At 70.9% G+C, this 15939-nt stretch carries 17 protein-coding genes; 14 read left to right on the forward strand and 3 right to left on the reverse strand.

Going from position 1 to position 15939, the window contains the following annotated elements; translation table 11 throughout:
- The first annotated feature begins 23 nt into the window (after positions 1-23).
- The 9 genes from ACT80S_RS05130 to ACT80S_RS05170 all read left to right on the forward strand — a co-directional run bounded on the left by ACT80S_RS05130 (position 24) and on the right by ACT80S_RS05170 (position 9913).
- A complete protein-coding gene (locus ACT80S_RS05130; RefSeq protein ID WP_377413436.1) occupies positions 24-905 on the forward strand; it encodes an HpcH/HpaI aldolase/citrate lyase family protein in 882 nt (293 codons plus the stop codon).
- Position 906: 1 nt separating this feature from the next.
- Positions 907-1362, forward strand: a complete 456-nt coding sequence (locus ACT80S_RS05135; RefSeq protein ID WP_377413438.1) for a MaoC family dehydratase — start codon at positions 907-909, stop codon at positions 1360-1362.
- Positions 1363-1977: 615 nt separating this feature from the next.
- Entirely contained in the window at positions 1978-3147 is a 1170-nt protein-coding gene (locus tag ACT80S_RS05140; protein ID WP_377413440.1) for an ABC transporter substrate-binding protein, read from the forward strand.
- A gap of 21 nt (positions 3148-3168) precedes the next feature.
- Positions 3169-3672 (forward strand): MarR family winged helix-turn-helix transcriptional regulator, encoded by a 504-nt coding sequence (locus ACT80S_RS05145; RefSeq protein ID WP_377413442.1) that lies wholly within the window; start codon positions 3169-3171, stop codon positions 3670-3672.
- Positions 3669-4733, forward strand: coding sequence for a Rieske 2Fe-2S domain-containing protein (locus ACT80S_RS05150; protein ID WP_377413445.1), 1065 nt, complete (start codon positions 3669-3671; stop codon positions 4731-4733). Before ACT80S_RS05145 ends, ACT80S_RS05150 begins: the two co-directional genes overlap by 4 nt.
- A gap of 35 nt (positions 4734-4768) precedes the next feature.
- A complete protein-coding gene (locus ACT80S_RS05155; RefSeq protein WP_377413447.1) occupies positions 4769-5737 on the forward strand; it encodes a tripartite tricarboxylate transporter substrate binding protein in 969 nt (322 codons plus the stop codon).
- 1 nt (position 5738) lies between these two features.
- Positions 5739-6746 (forward strand): aromatic ring-hydroxylating dioxygenase subunit alpha, encoded by a 1008-nt coding sequence (locus ACT80S_RS05160; protein WP_377413449.1) that lies wholly within the window; start codon positions 5739-5741, stop codon positions 6744-6746.
- On the forward strand, positions 6743-7732 hold the full coding sequence (locus ACT80S_RS05165) for an ABC transporter substrate-binding protein (RefSeq protein WP_377413451.1): 990 nt from the start codon (positions 6743-6745) through the stop codon (positions 7730-7732). The genes ACT80S_RS05160 and ACT80S_RS05165 overlap by 4 nt, the downstream gene beginning before the upstream one ends.
- 72 nt (positions 7733-7804) lie before the next feature.
- Positions 7805-9913 (forward strand): hypothetical protein, encoded by a 2109-nt coding sequence (locus ACT80S_RS05170; RefSeq protein WP_377413453.1) that lies wholly within the window; start codon positions 7805-7807, stop codon positions 9911-9913.
- A gap of 11 nt (positions 9914-9924) precedes the next feature.
- On the opposite strand, the gene ACT80S_RS05175 is transcribed toward ACT80S_RS05170, so the two are convergent.
- Together ACT80S_RS05175 and ACT80S_RS05180 are read right to left on the reverse strand one after the other, a co-directional pair.
- Positions 9925-10896 (reverse strand): Bug family tripartite tricarboxylate transporter substrate binding protein, encoded by a 972-nt coding sequence (locus ACT80S_RS05175; protein WP_377413455.1) that lies wholly within the window; start codon positions 10894-10896, stop codon positions 9925-9927.
- 22 nt (positions 10897-10918) lie between these two features.
- Positions 10919-11641: a class II aldolase/adducin family protein gene (locus ACT80S_RS05180; protein WP_377413457.1), complete on the reverse strand. Its 723-nt coding sequence runs from the start codon at positions 11639-11641 to the stop codon at positions 10919-10921.
- 199 nt (positions 11642-11840) lie between these two features.
- Between ACT80S_RS05180 and ACT80S_RS05185 the strand changes: the two genes are divergently transcribed.
- Genes ACT80S_RS05185 through ACT80S_RS05195 form a run of 3 tightly spaced genes read left to right on the forward strand, consistent with a single transcriptional unit; the run spans position 11841 to position 12778 of the window.
- Positions 11841-12137 (forward strand): hypothetical protein, encoded by a 297-nt coding sequence (locus ACT80S_RS05185; RefSeq protein WP_377413459.1) that lies wholly within the window; start codon positions 11841-11843, stop codon positions 12135-12137.
- Positions 12138-12158: 21 nt separating this feature from the next.
- Entirely contained in the window at positions 12159-12422 is a 264-nt protein-coding gene (locus ACT80S_RS05190; RefSeq protein ID WP_377413460.1) for a hypothetical protein, read from the forward strand.
- Positions 12419-12778: a hypothetical protein gene (locus ACT80S_RS05195; protein ID WP_377413462.1), complete on the forward strand. Its 360-nt coding sequence runs from the start codon at positions 12419-12421 to the stop codon at positions 12776-12778. The genes ACT80S_RS05190 and ACT80S_RS05195 overlap by 4 nt, the downstream gene beginning before the upstream one ends.
- Here the strand turns inward: ACT80S_RS05195 and ACT80S_RS05200 are convergent.
- Positions 12742-13497 carry a hypothetical protein gene (locus ACT80S_RS05200; protein ID WP_377413464.1) on the reverse strand — a complete coding sequence of 252 codons (756 nt, stop codon included), beginning with the start codon at positions 13495-13497 and terminating at the stop codon, positions 12742-12744. The two genes, ACT80S_RS05195 and ACT80S_RS05200, sit on opposite strands and share 37 nt — an antisense overlap.
- A 42-nt stretch (positions 13498-13539) precedes the next feature.
- Between ACT80S_RS05200 and epsA the strand changes: the two genes are divergently transcribed.
- Complete coding sequence (epsA, locus tag ACT80S_RS05205; RefSeq protein WP_377413467.1) at positions 13540-14469, forward strand: XrtB/PEP-CTERM-associated transcriptional regulator EpsA; 930 nt, start codon at positions 13540-13542, stop codon at positions 14467-14469.
- Positions 14462-15868, forward strand: a complete 1407-nt coding sequence (locus tag ACT80S_RS05210) for an undecaprenyl-phosphate glucose phosphotransferase (protein ID WP_377413470.1) — start codon at positions 14462-14464, stop codon at positions 15866-15868. The genes epsA and ACT80S_RS05210 overlap by 8 nt, the downstream gene beginning before the upstream one ends.
- Positions 15869-15939: the final 71 nt, after the last annotated feature.

Raw genomic sequence — 15939 nt, forward strand, 5'->3', positions numbered from 1 at the left:
ATCAATAAACCTGCCTCATGCCGATGCTCCGATCCCTCCTCTTCGTTCCCGGCGACAGCGACAAGAAACTGGCCAAGGCCGAGACCTCGGCTGCCGATGCCCTGATCCTCGACCTGGAGGACGCGGTCGCCATCGACCGCCTGCCGGTGGCGCGCGGCATGGTGCAGGACTACCTTCGCGCCCGCGGCGACCGCAGTCGCCAGCAGCTGTGGGTGCGCATCAACCCGCTGGCCACGCCGCTGTCGCTGCCGGACCTGGTGGCCATCCTGCCGGGCCGGCCCGACGGGATCCTGCTCCCCAAGTCCACGCCGGCCGATGTGGCGCAACTGGACCACTTCCTCACCGCGCTCGAGGCCCGCGAGGGCCTGTCGGTGGGCAGCACGCGCATCATGTCGGTGTCCACCGAGACCCCGGGCGCGGTGTTCGCGCTGCAAGGCTTCGCCGGCTGCAGCCCGCGCCTGGCGGGCCTGACCTGGGGCGCGGAGGACCTGTCCACCGCGATCGGCGCCTCCACCAACCGCGACGAGTCCGGCGAGTTCGACCTCACCTTCCGCATGGCCCGCTCGCTGTGCTTGCTGGCGGCTGCCAACGCCGGCGTGCAGGCCATCGACACGCTCACCGCCGACTTCCGCGACGACGACGTGCTGGCCCGCGAGGTGCGCCGCGCGCGCCGCGCCGGCTTCACCGGCAAGATCGCCATCCACCCGGCGCAGGTGGACGGCATCAATGCCGGCTTCACGCCCGACGAGGCCGAGCTCGCGCATGCGCAGCGGATCGTCGACGCCTTCGCCGCTGCGGGCGGCGCGGGCGCGGTGCAGGTGGACGGGAAGATGGTGGACAAGCCCCACCTCACGCAAGCAATCAACGTGCTGGCCGCCGCGCGCGCCGGCCGCAAGGGAGACTGAGATGGCCGGACTGTATTTCGAGGAATTCACCGTGGGCCAGGTGTTCCAGCACGCCATCCGCCGCACCGTGACCGAGATGGACAACGTGCTGTTCTCCGCGATGACCCACAACCCCGCGGCGCTGCACATCGACGAGGAGTACTGCCGCGAGCACACCGAGTTCGGCCAGCGCATCGTGAACAGCGCATTCACGCTGGGCCTGGTGGTGGGCATCTCGGTGGGCGACACCACCCTGGGCACCACGGTGGGCAACCTGGGCTGGGACGAGGTGCGCTTTCCCAAGCCGGTCTTCCACGGCGACACGGTCCGGGTGGAGTCCGAGGTGCTGGAGATCCGCGCCAGCAAGTCCCGCCCGGACAACGGCATCGTCATCTTCGCGCACCGCGGCTACAACCAGCGCGGCGAGCTGGTGGCCACCTGCAAGCGCTCGGCGCTGATGATGCGCAAGCCGGGCTGAGGGAGCGGGGTCAGGTCTTGCATTGACGCGGCCGTGCGCGCCTTCTCCGGCAAGGTTCGCGGCGCGGGGCCGGCAGGTGGGCTCCTCCCGGGGGCCTGGTGCACTCCCGTGCACGGGCCCACGGGTCCCTCCGCCCACCCGCCAGCCCCACGCCGCTCACGCTGCAAAGGTGAAGGCTTCGCGCCGGAAAGGTGCGCTCCGTCTTCTCCGGCCCAAGTGACCGAGTCGAGTACGACTTCGAGCGAGTGTCGGCCGCTTCTCTGAGCGAGCGTTCGTGCGAAAAATGACGCGTGATCTTTCCGGCGCGAAGCCTTCACGTGTTCGTGCGCGATGCGCGGGTGGGGGCGGCAGGCGGAGGGACCCGTGGGGCCGTGCGCGGGAGCGCACCAGCCCCCCGGGAGGAGCCTGCTGCCCCCGCCCGTGCAGCGCGCCCGGCCGGACGAAGCCGGGGGAGGCCGAGATAACCAGTCGCGTTGACGTAAGACCTCGCCCCCCGGCCCCCACCTAGGGAAAACGCCGGTTCTTCGCCGCCGTCATGTTCAGTATGCTGATTCACGTTCCGTTCACTGAATGTGGATCGGGCATCGCACACCCAGAAAGACACCGGAGACCTCCATGACCTCTCGCCGCACCGTGCTGGCCGCCGCCGCGCTCGCCGCCGCCCTCAGCCCCGCCGCCTTCGCGCAGGACGCCGCCTTCAAGGTCGGCCTCATCCTGCCCATGACCGGCCCCTTCGCCTCCACCGGCCGCCAGATCGATGCCGCGGTGAAGCTCTGGCAGGCGCAGAACGGCACCACGGTCGCCGGCCGCAAGGTGGAAGTGATCCTCAAGGACGATGGCGGCCAGCCCGAGAACACCCGCCGCATCGCCCAGGAACTCGTGGTCAACGAGAAGGTGGGCGTGCTCGCCGGCTTCGGCCTCACGCCCCTGGCCCTCACCGTGGGGCCGCTGGTGACGCAGGCCAAGGTGCCGGCGGTGATCATGGCCGCCGCCACCTCCAGCATCGTCGCCACCTCGCCGTACTTCGTGCGCACCAGCTACACGCTGCCCCAGACCTCGGCCACCATGGCCGAATGGGCAGCCCGCAACGGCATGAAGAAGGTGGTCACCCTGGTCACCGACTACGGCCCCGGCATCGACGCCGAGAAGAGCTTCAAGGAGGCCTTCACCGCCAAGGGCGGCCAGGTCGCCGCCGAGCTGCGCGTGCCGCTGCGCGACCCGGACTTCGCCCCCTTCCTGCAGCGCGTGCGCGATGCCAGCCCCGAAGCCCTGTTCGTCTTCGTGCCCTCGGGCCCCGGCGCGGCGCTGATGAAGCAGTTCCGCGAGCGCGGCCTGGACAAGGCCGGCATCCGCATCATCGGCGACGGCGGCATCACCGACGACGACATCCTCAACGAGATGGGCGACACCGCCCTGGGCGCGGTCACCGCCTTCCACTACGCCACCGCCCACCCCTCGGCCCTGAACAAGCGCTTCGTCGACGGCTTCAAGGCCGCCAACAAGGGCATGCGCCCCAACTTCATGGCCGTGGGCGGCTACGACGGCATGCGCGTGATCTACAAGGCGCTGGAAACCACCAAGGGCGCCGGCGGCGGCGACGCGCTGCTGGCCGCGATGCGCGGGCAGTCGTTCGAGAGCCCGCGCGGCCCCATCGCCATCGACGCCCAGACCCGCGACATCGTGCAGGACATCTACATCCGCCGCGTCGAACGCCGTGACGGCGAACTGCACAACGTGGAGTTCGACACCTTCAAGGCGGTGAAGGACCCGGGCGCCAAGCCCTGACCCTTGCCGGCTGAACGCGCCATGCCCCGCGCCGCAGCGGCCCGAAGGAAGGCCGACGACGAACTGCTGATGGACCTGTACGACCAGCCGGGACACCTGATCCGGCGGGCGCAGCAGATCGCGGTGTCCATGTTCCACGAGGTCATGGGCACCCAGGTCACGCCCACGCAGTACGCGGTGCTGCGCATGCTGCAGGAGGCGCCGGGCATCGACCAGCTCACGCTGGCCGGCCTGGTGGCCCTGGACACCTCCACCACCGCCGACATGTGCGTGCGGCTGGAGGCCAAGGGCTGGATCCACCGCGAGCTGATGGCGCGCCGCCAGCGCCGGCTCACCCTCACGCCCGAGGGCGAGAAGGTGCTGGCCACGCTGGTGCCCGCGGTCCACGAGCTGCGCCACCGCATGCTGGACCCGCTCACCCCCGCCGAGCGCGCCGAGTTCGCCCGGCTCCTCACGAAATTCGTCCACTTGAACAACGAGCAGAGCCGCGCGCCCCTGCAACCCCGACAAGGAAAAGACGCATGAACACCGTTGCCGCCCCCGCCGCCGTGATGGCGCGCGCCAACCCGTTTCCCCTGGACCGCTGGTACGTGGCCGGCTTCTCCTGGGAGCTGAAGGACCAGCCGGTGGCCCGCACCCTGCTTTCGCGGCCCATGGTGCTGTTTCGCACCGAAGACGGCGTCGCCGCGCTGGAGGACCGCTGCTGCCACCGGGAGCTGCCGCTGTCGTGCGGCACGCTGGAGGGCGGGCGCCTGCGCTGCGGCTACCACGGCCTGCTGTTCGACGGCTGCGGCGTGTGCGTGGAGATCCCGGGGCAGGACCGCATCCCCTCCAAGGCACGCGTCAGGTCCTACCCCCTGCGCGAACGCGACCAGATCCTGTGGGTGTGGGTCGGCAGCACGCCCGACTCGCAGCCCGATCGCGACCCGCCCGCCTACCGCTGGCACCAGGACCCGGCCTACAAGTTCGGCGGCGACGTCTTCCACTACGACGCGCCCTGGCAGTTGATCCACGACAACCTGCTGGACCTGAGCCACCTCGGCTACGTGCACCTCAAGACCATCGGCGGCAACGCGAAGATCCACATGAACGCCAAGTTGACCGTCACCGCCGACGAGGAGACGGTGAAGGTGGTGCGCCTCATGCCCGAGTCCGACCCGCCGCCCACCTACTCGGCGGCCTGGCCCTTCAAGGGCAAGATCGACCGCTGGCAGGAGGTGGTCTGGCACACCTCGCACTGCGAGATCTGGACCGGGGGCATGGACACGGGCACCGGCTCCTACGACGACCCCGACCGCCACGGCTTCCACATGCGCGGCTTCCACGGCGTGACGCCGGAGACCGAGACCACCTGCCATTACTTCTGGACCATCGCGACCAACCCGCAGCCGGGGCAGCAGGACATCACGCCCCTGGTGGTGCAGCAGACCGCCGCCACCTTCATGGAGGACAAGGTGGTGATCGAGGCGCAGTTCAACAACCAGGTGCGCTTCCCGGTGCCGCAGCAGATCGACATCCATGTCGACGTCGGCCCCAACCGTGCACGGCGCATCCTGCAGAAGCTGTGCGAGCGCCAGCCGGCCTGACGCATGCCCCCAAGAAGAACACGAGGAGACACCCCATGAAGATTGCCCGCACCCTGAAGCTCGCAGCGCTGTCCCTGGCGCTGGGCCTCACCGCCCTCGCGCCGGCGCAGGCGCAGGACAAGGTCACCCGCCTGGTCGTTCCGTTCAGCGCTGGCGGCGGCGTCGACGCGCTGGCCCGCCTGCTGGCGCGCAAGCTGCAGGCCGACCTGGGCGAGACCGTGCTGGTGGAGAACAAGCCGGGCGCCGGCGGCAACCTGGGCCTGGACTTCGTGGCCGCAGCCGCGCCCGATGGCCGCACCCTGGCCATCATCACCAACAGCCTGGTGATCAACCCCATCCTCACGCCCGGCACCAAGTACGACCCGCACAAGAGCTTCGCCCCGGTCTCCATGCTGGCCTACTCGCCGGTGGTGCTGGTGGCCAAGAACGACCTGCCGGTGAACACGCTGCCCGAGCTGCTGAAGTACGCGAAGTCGCGCCCGGGCAAGCTGGCCTACGGCTCCTGCGGCAACGGCGGCATCCACCACCTGGCCGCGGAGATGATGAAGGCCATGGCCAATGTGCACATCGTCCACGTGCCCTACAAGGGTTGCAGCGGCGCCTCCACCGACGTGGCCGGCGGCCAGATCGACCTGGCCATGATGTCGGTGAACTCGGTGGCCGGCTTCATCGACAGCAAGCGGGTGAAGGCCCTGGGCGTGACCAGCGAGAAGCCCTCGACCCTGCTGCCCGCCGTGCCCACCATCGCCTCGGCCGGCCTCAAGGGCTACGGCCTGGAGGGCTGGTACGCCGCCTTCGCCCCGGCCGGCACGCCCCCGCCGGTGGTGGAGCGGCTCAACGCCGCCTTCGCCCGAGCCCTGAACGACCCCGAGGTGCGCAAGGCGCTGACCACCGGCTACTTCGAACCCCAGGCCAGCACGCCCGCCGCCCTGGGCGAGTTCATCGCCCGCGAGACCGCCAACTACCGCAAGCTCGTCACCGCCCAGGGCATCAAGGGCGACTGAGGTGGCGTTTCTGCGCAACTGCTGGTACGCGGCCGGCTTCAGCCACGAGGTGGGTGAGGGCCTGCTGGCCCGCACGATCCTCGGCGAGGCCGTGCTGCTGTATCGCACCGGGGCCGGCCAGCCGGTGGCCATGCAGGACCGCTGCCCGCACCGCGGCGTGCCGCTGTCCATGGGCCGGCGCATCGGCGACCTGGTGCGTTGCGCGTACCACGGCCTGCGCATCGACCCGCAGGGCCAGTGCCGCGAGATCCCGTGCCAGGAGCGCATCCCCGCCCAGGCGAAGGTGCGCACCTGGCCGCTGGCCGAGCGCCATGCCATGGTCTGGATCTGGATGGGGGACCCCGCGCTCGCCGACCCGGCGCTGGTGCCCGACGTGCACTGGTTCGACGACCCCGCGTGGGCCGCCTGCACCGGCTACCACCGCATCGAGGCCCACTACCAGCTGCTCACGGACAACCTGCTCGATCTCTCGCACGAGTCCTACCTGCACGAGCACACCATCGGCAACGAGGCGGTGGCCCGCGCGCCGGTGACCACCACGGTGGAGGGCGGCACGGTGCGGGTGCACCGCGACATCCTGAATTGCGACCCGCCGCCGTTCTACGTGAAGGCCACCGGCTTCACCACGAAGATCCACCGCTGGCACACCACCATCTTCCGGCCGCCCGCGTTCAACCTGATCGAGAACGGCTCGTACCCCGTGGACAAGGATCGCTCCGAGGCGCTGGAGCGCCGCGTGATCCACATCGCCACGCCCGAGACCCCGGGCAGCACGCATTACTTCTGGGGCATCGCCCGCCAGTACCAGCGTGACGACGCCGGGCTCACCGAATTCATCCGCGTGCAGTCCGCGCGCACCTTCGACGAGGACAAGGTGATGCTGGAGGCGCAGCAGCGCGCGCTGGGCGAGGAGGGCGGTTCGGCCTTCCCGGTGGCCCTGGTGACCGATGCCGGCCCGATCCAGGCGCGCCGCCTCCTGCAACGACTCATCGACCAAGAACAGAAATGAAACTCCCCCTGACCATTGCCTGCTGGGACTACGACCGCACCGCCCGCCTCATGAACGGCGAGGTGCCCATCGAAGGCTGCGACCCCAACTTCCTCAACCTGCCGGTGGAGGAGACCTTCTTCCGCGCGCTGCGCGGCACCGAGTTCGACGTGGCCGAGCTCTCCATGAGCAGCTACACCATGCTGCTCTCGAAGGGCGCCAGCCCCTACGTGGCGCTGCCGGTCTTCCTCTCGCGCGCCTTCCGCCACTCCGCGATCTACGTGCGCGAAGGCAGCGACATCAAGACCCCGCAGGACCTGGTGGGCCGCCAGGTCGGCGTGCCCGAGTACCAGCTCACCGCGCCGGTGTGGGTGCGCGGCATCCTGGAGGACGAATACGGCGTGCGCCCGCGCGACATCCGCTGGCGCACCGGCGGCGTGGAGGCTCCGGGCCGCCACGAGAAGGTGGACCTGAGCCTGCCCGCCGAGATCGACCTGCAGCCCATTGCCGAGGGCCGCACGCTGAACGAGATGCTGCTGTCCGGGGAGATCGACGCCCTGGTGGCGCCGCGCGCGCCGAGCAGCTTCCACCTGCCGGGGCGGCCGGTGAAGCGGCTGTTCGAGGACTTCCGCTCGGTGGAGAGCGCCTACTTCGCCAAGACCGGCATCTTCCCGATCATGCATGTGGTGGGCGTGCGCCGCAGCCTGGTGGAGGCCAACCCCTGGCTGCCCATGAGCCTGCTCAAGGCCTTCACCCGCGCCAAGGACCTGGCCCTGGCCGAACTCGGCGAGGTGGCCGCCCTCAAGATCAGCCTGCCCTGGGCCCCGGCCGAACACGAGCAGACCGTGGCCGCCATGGGCGAGGACTTCTGGAGCTACGGCGTGGGGCCGAACGAGAAGGTGCTGGACACCTTCCTGCGCTATCACCACGAGCAGGGGCTGTCGAAGCGGCGGGTGACGGTGGACGAGATGTTCGCGGCGGGGACGCGGGAGAAGTTCGTGATCTGACGGTTGCTGAACCGTAAACGTCGGCCTGTTACGAAGCTCCGGGCGGGCCATGTCCGCCGGGGGACGACTTTCATGATCCATGGCGCGACGTTCAAGGTCCAGGAGCTGGTGTCCCAGCATGTCCAGACCGACTTCAAGGACAGCCCCGTCGGGCGGTTCGGCGAGCACTCGATCGCCCAGGCACCGGCCGCGGCCCCGCGTGCCACGGGCTTCAGCCTGTCGGCGCTGGCGTCGGCCATCAAGCGGTTGTTCTCTTCCGCCCCTGCGCCCGTGCCCCGAGCGGAGGCGTCGGCGCGGGCGACGGCGATGGAGGCCAGTCGGCATGCCGGTGACCTGCTCGGAGCGATCTCGCGCACCGATACGGTCGCCGTGCAAGGGATCCCCGCCTCGGTCGGCGCACTGATGGATGCCTGCGCGAAGCTCGGTGGTGGCGGGACATCGCCCTCTGCCGAGCCCTCGCCCGGGCTGGCCTTGGGCATCGCGGCGCAGCGCATTGGCATCCATGTGCGCAACATGTCCAGTGAGCAGCTCGACTCGCTCATGCTGGGGCTCAGTCGCCACTTGGCCGCGCCCGATCCATCGCCCGAAATCGCGGCCGTGATGGCGCAAGTGCGCCAGGAGGCCACCGACCGGGTGGCGAGCAGCGCCTACAAGACCCTGGCTTCATTGCCTGCCTCGCCGGGACCGGAACGCAATACCCAGCTGGCCCGCCTCGGCGCTGACCTGGGCCGCCTGGTCCGGGTCCCGACCGAGGGTGCGTCGGTCCCTCGCTTCAACCTTCCAGCCATGAGTCCCGCGGACCTTGCCCACGTGGCGCGCGGGATGGGCCCGGGCCTGCCTGCGCTGGCTTCACGTGCCGACGTCTTGCCCGCCAACCTGCAATTGGCCTGTAGTGCCCAAGCACTTGTCGAAGCGCTGAGTCCCGTCCAGGGGCATGCTCCCAAAAACGCCGCCGTCAGTGCGGCGGCCAGCCGGCTGGGTGAACTGGCACCGATGTCCACAGGAGAGGGGGGGGCGGCTGATGCGATATCGACAATCAATGCCCGCTTGGGCATTCAAATCGCCGCGTTGACGATGCGGGAGGCGAGGACCTTGCACATGGGCCTGTCCGGGTGGTCGGCCTCTGCCGACACCACACCGACGATACAGAATACCGTTGATCTGGCTCGGATCAGCCTGCGCGAACAGGTTCAGGGGAAAGCGGAGGCTGCCACGCAGGCTTGGCAAGCAGCCAAGGACGCCGGCGGCGCGCGGGCGAAAGATGCCGCGACGCGTGAGCTCGGGCAGTGCCTGGCCTTGCAGGCGATGGTAGATCCTGGGGCGACATTGGATGCAGGCGTGGCCGCTCGCATGGACCTCTCAGACGTCGGAGCGCTTGCTGAAGGAGGCGATAAGGAGCTGTTTGCGCTTGGATCCATAACGCAGGTGATCCTGGAAAAGATCGATACCGAGGCCAGCGAATGCAGCCTATTGACCACAGAACGATTCGCCGAGGCCTTGCAGGCTAACGTGGACAACACCACGTCCGAGGAGCTGGTGCCAAATCAACTCGGCCTTGCGTCTGGGCGCACTGACGGTGCCATCCTGCCGATTACAGTCGCGATGGCCAAGGACTGCCAACGCAGCCAAGTCTTTGGACGCGGGGCAGACGGAGCCCGTTTCAAGCTGGACTTCAAGACCGACATGGAGGCTGCGTGCGAGTCCCTGTTGACCCGTGTCGCTCAAGGCAATCGCGAACTCGCGTTGGCGGCGTCGAAGCTGACCTACCAGGGGGTGTTTGCCTTGCTGGGTGCCGACTTGCCAGACGAGGGGGCGGGGGCGCAGGCCATCCCCCGCGAAGACAGCCCCTTCGCCTATGACGGGGGCTTTGCCCTACTGGGTAGTCCTGTGGCGCCCTGCGATTTTGAAATCGCGAGCGACGGGGCTGGCGGGGTCACTGTCCGTGGGCGCCTCGCCATCCTTGTAGCCAAGAGTGCTACCGTCATGGCAGTCAGGGATGACGGCGGTGGCAGCCGCAAATTCGATCAAGATGCGACCAAAGCCTTGGTCGGGCTCGATCCATTGACCTCCAGGTCTTACCAGTCATTCGAGGCCCGTTTGACGCCCCGCGAAGGCGGCGGCTTCACGGTGGCTGTCACGACGCCCCCGAAAGCCTCGCTACGTGTGGCCTTTCCCGAATAAGGCTTCCCGCCTCACTCCGGCTTGATATTCGCCGACTTCGCCAGCTGCGCGTACCTCGCCAGGTCCGCCCGAATCAGCTTCGTGAGGTCGTCCGCGCCCCCGGACAGCGGCTCCACCCCCGCCGCCGACAGGGCCTCGCGCACGGGGGCCTCGGCCAGCACCTTGCGCACGTCGGCCTGCACCTTGGCCACCACGTCGGCCGGCATCTTCGCCGGGCCCATGAGGGCGTACCAGATCGAGAAATCGAGCGGCTTCAGGCCCTGCTCCTCGAAGGTCGGCACGTCGGGCATCAGCGCGTAGCGGCCGGCGGTGGACACGCCCACCGCCTTGAGCTTGCCGGTCTTCGCGTGCGGCGCGATCAGGTTGGCGCTGACGATGGCCAGCGGGATCTGCCCGCCCAGGACATCGGCCACGCCCGGCGAGCAGCCCTTGTAGCCCACGTGCGTGGCGTCCACGCCGGCGCGCTGCTTGACCAGCTCCATCACGAAGTGCTGCGGCGTGCCGATGCCGCAGGAGCCATAGCTCAGGGGCTTGGCCTTGGCCTGCGCCACCAGCTCCTTCACGTTGGAAATGTTCGCCGACGGGTGCGCCGCCAGGCCGATGGGGGTGAGCCCCAGCAGCATGATGGGCGTGAGGTCCTTCTCGGGGTCGTAGTTCAGTTTCGTGCCCAGCGCCGGCACCACCACCATGGTGCTGTTTTGCAGCAGCAGGGTGTAGCCGTCGGCGGGCGAGCGCACCACCGCCTCGGTGCCGATGTTGCCGGAGGCGCCGGCGCGGTTGTCCACCACCACGCCCTGGCCCCACAGCTGCTGCAGGCGGGCGCCGACCTGGCGCGCCAGGATGTCCGAGCCGCCGCCGGTGGCGTACGGCACGATGATGCGCACCGGCTTGCTCGGGTAGTTGTCGGCCCGGGCCGGGGCCGAGCCGAAGGCGGCGCACGCGAGGGCGGCGGCGAGGAGGGTGAGGCGGCGGGTCATTCGCATGGCAGGTTCTCTCCAGGGGGGGTCACTCGATGGCGCCCACGCGCTGGGCCCACAGGTTCCAGGAGCGCGGGATCTGCGTGTCGTTGGTGTCGGAGCCCAGCTGCGCCTCCTGCGGGGTGAGGAACTGCACCTCGCCCAGCGAGTGGGCCTGCAGCTGCAGGTTGGCATTCACCTCGGCGTAGATGGCGCGGAACACCACCTGTTCGACCGAGACGCCAACCGTGGTGGAGCCGTGCCCCCGCATCAGCACGCAGGTGTGGCGGCCCAGGCACTCGGCCAGCGAGCGGCCCAGCTCCGGGCTGCGAATCAGCATGTCGGTCTCGCCGTGCTTCTCGCGGATGTCGAACAGCGCCGAGCCCTCGCCCAGGAAGCCGGACATGTGGAAGATCGGCCGCAGCTGCCGGCGCGCCGCGCCGAAGGGGATGACGCTGGGCGAGTGGCTGTGGACCACGGCCATCACGTCGGGCCGGGCGCGGTAGATCTCGCCGTGGATGAAGCGCTCCAGGTAGGGGCGCTCGCTCGTGTCGGAGACGGTGTTGCCGTCGAAGTCGTAGCAGGTGATGTCGGCGCGCTTGACCATCGCCGGCGCGCGGTTGCACGAGAGCAGGAACACCCCCGGCTCGGTGGGATGGCGCGCGCTCACATGGCCCAGCCCGTCGACCACGCCCTGGTCGTAGAGGATGCGGTTGGCGAGCACGAGCTTGTCCACCAGGTCGGCGGGCGGGGTGAGAAGGCGCTGGGCCACGGTGGTTCTCCTGGAGACGGTCAATATTCTTTGGTGCATAAGGATACGGCGCTTGCCCGGGACCGGGCGGCGGGGTTTTCCCCCGGGGCGGGGCGCCGCCGAGCCACCTTTGTTTCAGTTCCGGTACACCTGCGCGAGGGACCGTTTCCTAGGATGCGCCTTCGTGGCGTCGCCATGCCCTCATCCTCCCGGAGGCCCGATGGAAACGACGGAGAAACCCCTGCGCTACACCCGGGCCGAGTACGCCCGGATCGTCGCGGCCCAGAAGGAGGTGCAGCGCGCCGAGGCCGACTACCAGCGCTTTCGCGCGGCCTACCTCGAGCTGGCGCGTGACGAGCCGGGCCACGAGGTGGCGCTGGCCATGGTCGGCGCCGACATGGACCGCGCCCACGCGCGGCTGCAGTCCCTGATCGGCCTGCCGCGGCTGCCCTTCACCCACGAACCGAGCACCGTCATGCGGCGCGAGGCCCGGCGCATCGCCGAGGAAAACACCTGACATGCCGGGAGCGGATCCGCCGTGCCCATTCCCTACGCGATCGATCCGAGCCTGCACCACGGGCCGCCGGTATGCAGCGGCGTCGGTGACGGCTTCTCGCCCCCGCCACGGCCAGCGCGCGGGGGATGGCGCGCCGCCACGATCCCCATCGAACCCGAGCCGCCGCAGCCCATGCCCGACGACGCCGAGCCCAACACCTCGCGGCTGCCGGTGGAGCCGGAGTTCGCGCCGGAGTGGCGCCCGGCCGAGCCGGAGGACCCGGGCGCGAAGCCGCGGCTGCCATGACCGCACCACCGTCCGGCGACCTGCCCGTGCCGCCCCGGGGCCAGCCCTGGAGCCCAGGCCTCGAGCACGAGGAACCGGAATTGGCCTACGAGGCCGACCTGCCCGAGTCCGAGCCGTCGCACGACGACCTCGGCGCGCCGCCGGCAGCGGAACCAGCACCAGCACCAGCACCAGCACCAGCACCAGCACCAGCACCAGCACCAGCACCAGCACCACAGCCGCAGCCGCAGCCGCAGCCGAAGCCGCAGCCGCAGCCGCAGCCGAAGCCGCAGCCGCAGCCGCAGCCGCAGCCGCAGCCGCAGCCGCCCGGTCCGGGCGATCAGCCGCCGTCGTCGAGCGGCACCAGCACGCCCTGAGCCTCGGCCTGCCCCGGCAGTTCCAGCGGCGTGGCCTTGGCCAGCGCCATCCACACCGTGAAGGGCAGGCCGCTGCGCGGATGCGGCGTCGCCGGGCGGGCCACCTGGAGGCGGTCGCCGGTGGCCATGATCACGCCGCACTCGGCGGGCACCTCGTCGGGCTCGCCGATGGGGCGACCCTTGGCATCCTGCCCCAGCACGTACCAGCACTCGCCCAGGTGCAGGTAGGCCGCGCGCTTGGCCGGCCGGCGCAGGTCGCCGAGCAGGTCGGCGCGGCGCACCTTGACCTCGTGGACCACCGGCTCGACGTACTCGGCCACCGAGGTGTTGCGGATCGAGAAGACGTCCGGCTTGGCGAGGACCCACTTCAGCGCGTCGGGCGCGTCGCCCGGCACCTGCGCGCGCAGCTTCAGGCCGCGCCAGGCGATGCGGCCGGCCCGTGCCGCCTGCTGCGCCACCCGCTCCACCAGGGCCTCGTGCGCGTCGAAAGCGGCGCGGTTGCTCGCCATCTGCCGGGCCACCAGGGCAATGCCTTCGTCGGTCAGGCGCAGGGTCTCGTGGCCACCGTCGCTGCGCACCCGCTGCAAGAGGCCGGCCGCCAGCAGCTCCAGCTCGACGCCGTCCTGGCAGGGCCAGCCCGCCGAGCGATAGACCTCGCGCAGGCGCTGCGCATGGACCTTGCCGATCACGGGCGGGGCGGGGCGGTCGGAGTCGGTCACGGCGGGGGCGGCAGGCGCGGGGGACGGGGCAGGGGGGCGCCAGTGTACGCCGCGGGCCGCGGCCTGCGCGGCAATGGCTGCGCCAGCCGCCGACACCTGGCCGAAGCGGGCGCCTACAGGGGCGCGCTGTCCGGCTCGCGCAGCATCCGTCCCCAGTCGCCGACCACCGCCCGCCCCGCCATGCACCCGCCCGCCGCCCCCACCGATGCCGATGCCGATGCCGACCCCTCGCAGTTCCTGCACGTGGCCTCGCTCGGCGCGGGCCTGGCCTCGCACGAGGCGCTGTGGCGGTGGCTGGCCGGGCCGGTCCAGGGCCTGCTGCCGCACGAGCTGATGCTGGCCGCCTGGGGCGACTTCCGCTGCGGCGTGCTGCAGGTCGACCTGGTCTCCAGCCTGCCCGGCCTGCGCACGCAGGACGGCCTGGGCCCGCGGCTGCGCCCGCTGGTGCACTACCTGCGCGATTGCTGGGTGGCGGCGCGCCAGGCGCCCTGCTGCGTCGACGTGCAGGGCTGCCTGCGCCTGTGCGGCGAGGGCGGTGCGGCGCCCGCGGCCCTGGGCTGGATGCGCAGCGCCGTCGTCCACGCCACGCCCGACACCGGCCAGGGCGGCGAGCGCCTGTTCGCCCTGCTCTCGGGCCGGCCGCGTCCCGGCGAGGCCGAGCCGGCGCTGCTGCGGCTGCTCGCGCCCTTCATCGACACCGCGCTGCGGCGCCTGCCGCTGCTGCGCCACCCGCTCGCGCCGGCGGGCGACGCGGTGGCCTCGCTGGTGGCGCCGGTGGGCGTCCTCAGCGGCCGTGAGCGGCAGATCATGGCCTGGGTCGCGCTGGGCAAGACCAACCCCGAGATCGGCTGCATCCTGCGAATCAGCGAGTTCACGGTGAAGAACCACATGAAAAGCATCTTCAGCAAGCTCGACGTGACCAACCGCGCCCAGGCCGTGGCCCGGCTGACCCGCCTGGCGGCCCATGCCTGACGCCGCTTCGCCGCGCCAGCCCGCCGCCCTGCTGCCCGCGCCCCCGGGCAGCGACAGCGGCCTGGTGCGACTGCTGGAAGCCTGGCTCGAACCGCTCGCGGCGGTGCTCTCGCTGTGGGCGCTGGCGGCCTGGCGCGAGGGCGCGCTCACGCTGCCCTGGGCCTTCACCGGCGTGCTGGCGTTCGCGCTGGCCTATCCCGCGCCGCCGCGCCTGCGCCAGCCCTGGCGGCAGGCCCTGGGCGGGCTGCTGGGGGGCTGGCTGCTGGCGAGCGGCTTGCTGCTGTTTGCGGCCGCGGCCACCGGCGAGATCCACCGCCTGGCCCCGGGCGTGCTGCTGCCGTGGCTGGCGCTCGCGCCCGTGCTGCAGGTGGCGGCGCACCTGGCGCTGCGCCGCGCCGCGCCGCGCCTGGCGCGCCTGGAGGGGCCGCCGCTGCGCGCGGTGGTGGTGGGCCTGAACCCGCAGGGCCGCGCCCTCGCCGAGCGCCTGGCGCGCACGCGGGACGCCGGCGTCACGCTCGTGGGCTGGTTCGACGACCGCGCCGGCGAGCGCGTGCCCACCCGGCCCGGCTACCTCGGCCGGCTCGACGACGTCGCGGCGGTGGTGACGGCCCGGCGCGTGCACCTGATCTACCTGTCGCTTCCCATGGCGTCGCAGCCGCGCGTGCGGGCCTTGCTCGAGGCGCTGGAGGACACCACGGCCTCGGTGTATTTCGTGCCGGACCTGTTCGTGACCGACCTGATCCAGGGCCGTGCCGACACCATCTGCGGCCTGCCCGTCATCAGCGTCTGCGAGACGCCGTTCCGCGGCGCGGCCGGCGCCCTCAAGCGCGCCAGCGACCTGGTGCTGGCCTCGCTGATCCTGCTGCTGCTCGCGCCGCTGATGCTGGCGGTGGCCGCCGCGATCCGCTGCACCTCGCGCGGGCCGGTGATCTTCCGCCAGCGCCGCTACGGGCTGGGGGGCGAGGAGATCGTGGTGTGGAAGTTCCGCAGCATGACGGTGGCCGAGGACGGCCCGCAGATCGCGCAGGCCCGGCGCGGCGACGCGCGCATCACGCCCCTGGGCGCCTTCCTGCGTCGCACCTCGCTGGACGAACTGCCGCAGTTCTTCAACGTGCTGCAGGGGCGAATGAGCATCGTCGGCCCGCGACCTCACGCGGTGGCGCACAACGAGCTGTACCGCGCCCGCATCCGTGCCTACATGGTGCGGCACAAGGTGCGGCCGGGCATCACGGGCTGGGCGCAGGTCAACGGCTTTCGCGGCGAGACCGACTCGCTGGACAAGATGGAGGGCCGCATCCGGCTGGACCTGGAGTACCTGCGGCGCTGGTCGCTGGGGCTGGACCTGCTGATCATCCTGCGCACCATCCGGCTGGTGTTCTTCGACCGCGCGGCGTATTGAGCACGCGCGCGCCCCGACCCCCCCGAACGAGCCATTGCCTCGGCACGCTCGCCAACCCGACCATCGTTCCC

The sequence above is a fragment of the Ramlibacter sp. MAHUQ-53 genome (assembly GCF_052600055.1).

Excerpts from the sequence above, each read along its gene's own strand:
- ACT80S_RS05170 (WP_377413453.1), top strand. The coding sequence starts at position 7,805 with ATGATCCATGGCGCGACGTTCAAGGTCCAGGAGCTGGTGTCCCAGCAT.
- ACT80S_RS05210 (WP_377413470.1), top strand. The coding sequence starts at position 14,462 with ATGCCTGACGCCGCTTCGCCGCGCCAGCCCGCCGCCCTGCTGCCCGCG.
- ACT80S_RS05175 (WP_377413455.1), bottom strand. The coding sequence starts at position 10,896 with ATGCGAATGACCCGCCGCCTCACCCTCCTCGCCGCCGCCCTCGCGTGC.
- ACT80S_RS05130 (WP_377413436.1), top strand. The coding sequence starts at position 24 with ATGCTCCGATCCCTCCTCTTCGTTCCCGGCGACAGCGACAAGAAACTG.
- ACT80S_RS05195 (WP_377413462.1), top strand. The coding sequence starts at position 12,419 with ATGACCGCACCACCGTCCGGCGACCTGCCCGTGCCGCCCCGGGGCCAG.
- ACT80S_RS05145 (WP_377413442.1), top strand. The coding sequence starts at position 3,169 with ATGCCCCGCGCCGCAGCGGCCCGAAGGAAGGCCGACGACGAACTGCTG.
- ACT80S_RS05150 (WP_377413445.1), top strand. The coding sequence starts at position 3,669 with ATGAACACCGTTGCCGCCCCCGCCGCCGTGATGGCGCGCGCCAACCCG.
- ACT80S_RS05165 (WP_377413451.1), top strand. The coding sequence starts at position 6,743 with ATGAAACTCCCCCTGACCATTGCCTGCTGGGACTACGACCGCACCGCC.
- ACT80S_RS05155 (WP_377413447.1), top strand. The coding sequence starts at position 4,769 with ATGAAGATTGCCCGCACCCTGAAGCTCGCAGCGCTGTCCCTGGCGCTG.
- ACT80S_RS05140 (WP_377413440.1), top strand. The coding sequence starts at position 1,978 with ATGACCTCTCGCCGCACCGTGCTGGCCGCCGCCGCGCTCGCCGCCGCC.
- ACT80S_RS05185 (WP_377413459.1), top strand. The coding sequence starts at position 11,841 with ATGGAAACGACGGAGAAACCCCTGCGCTACACCCGGGCCGAGTACGCC.
- ACT80S_RS05135 (WP_377413438.1), top strand. The coding sequence starts at position 907 with ATGGCCGGACTGTATTTCGAGGAATTCACCGTGGGCCAGGTGTTCCAG.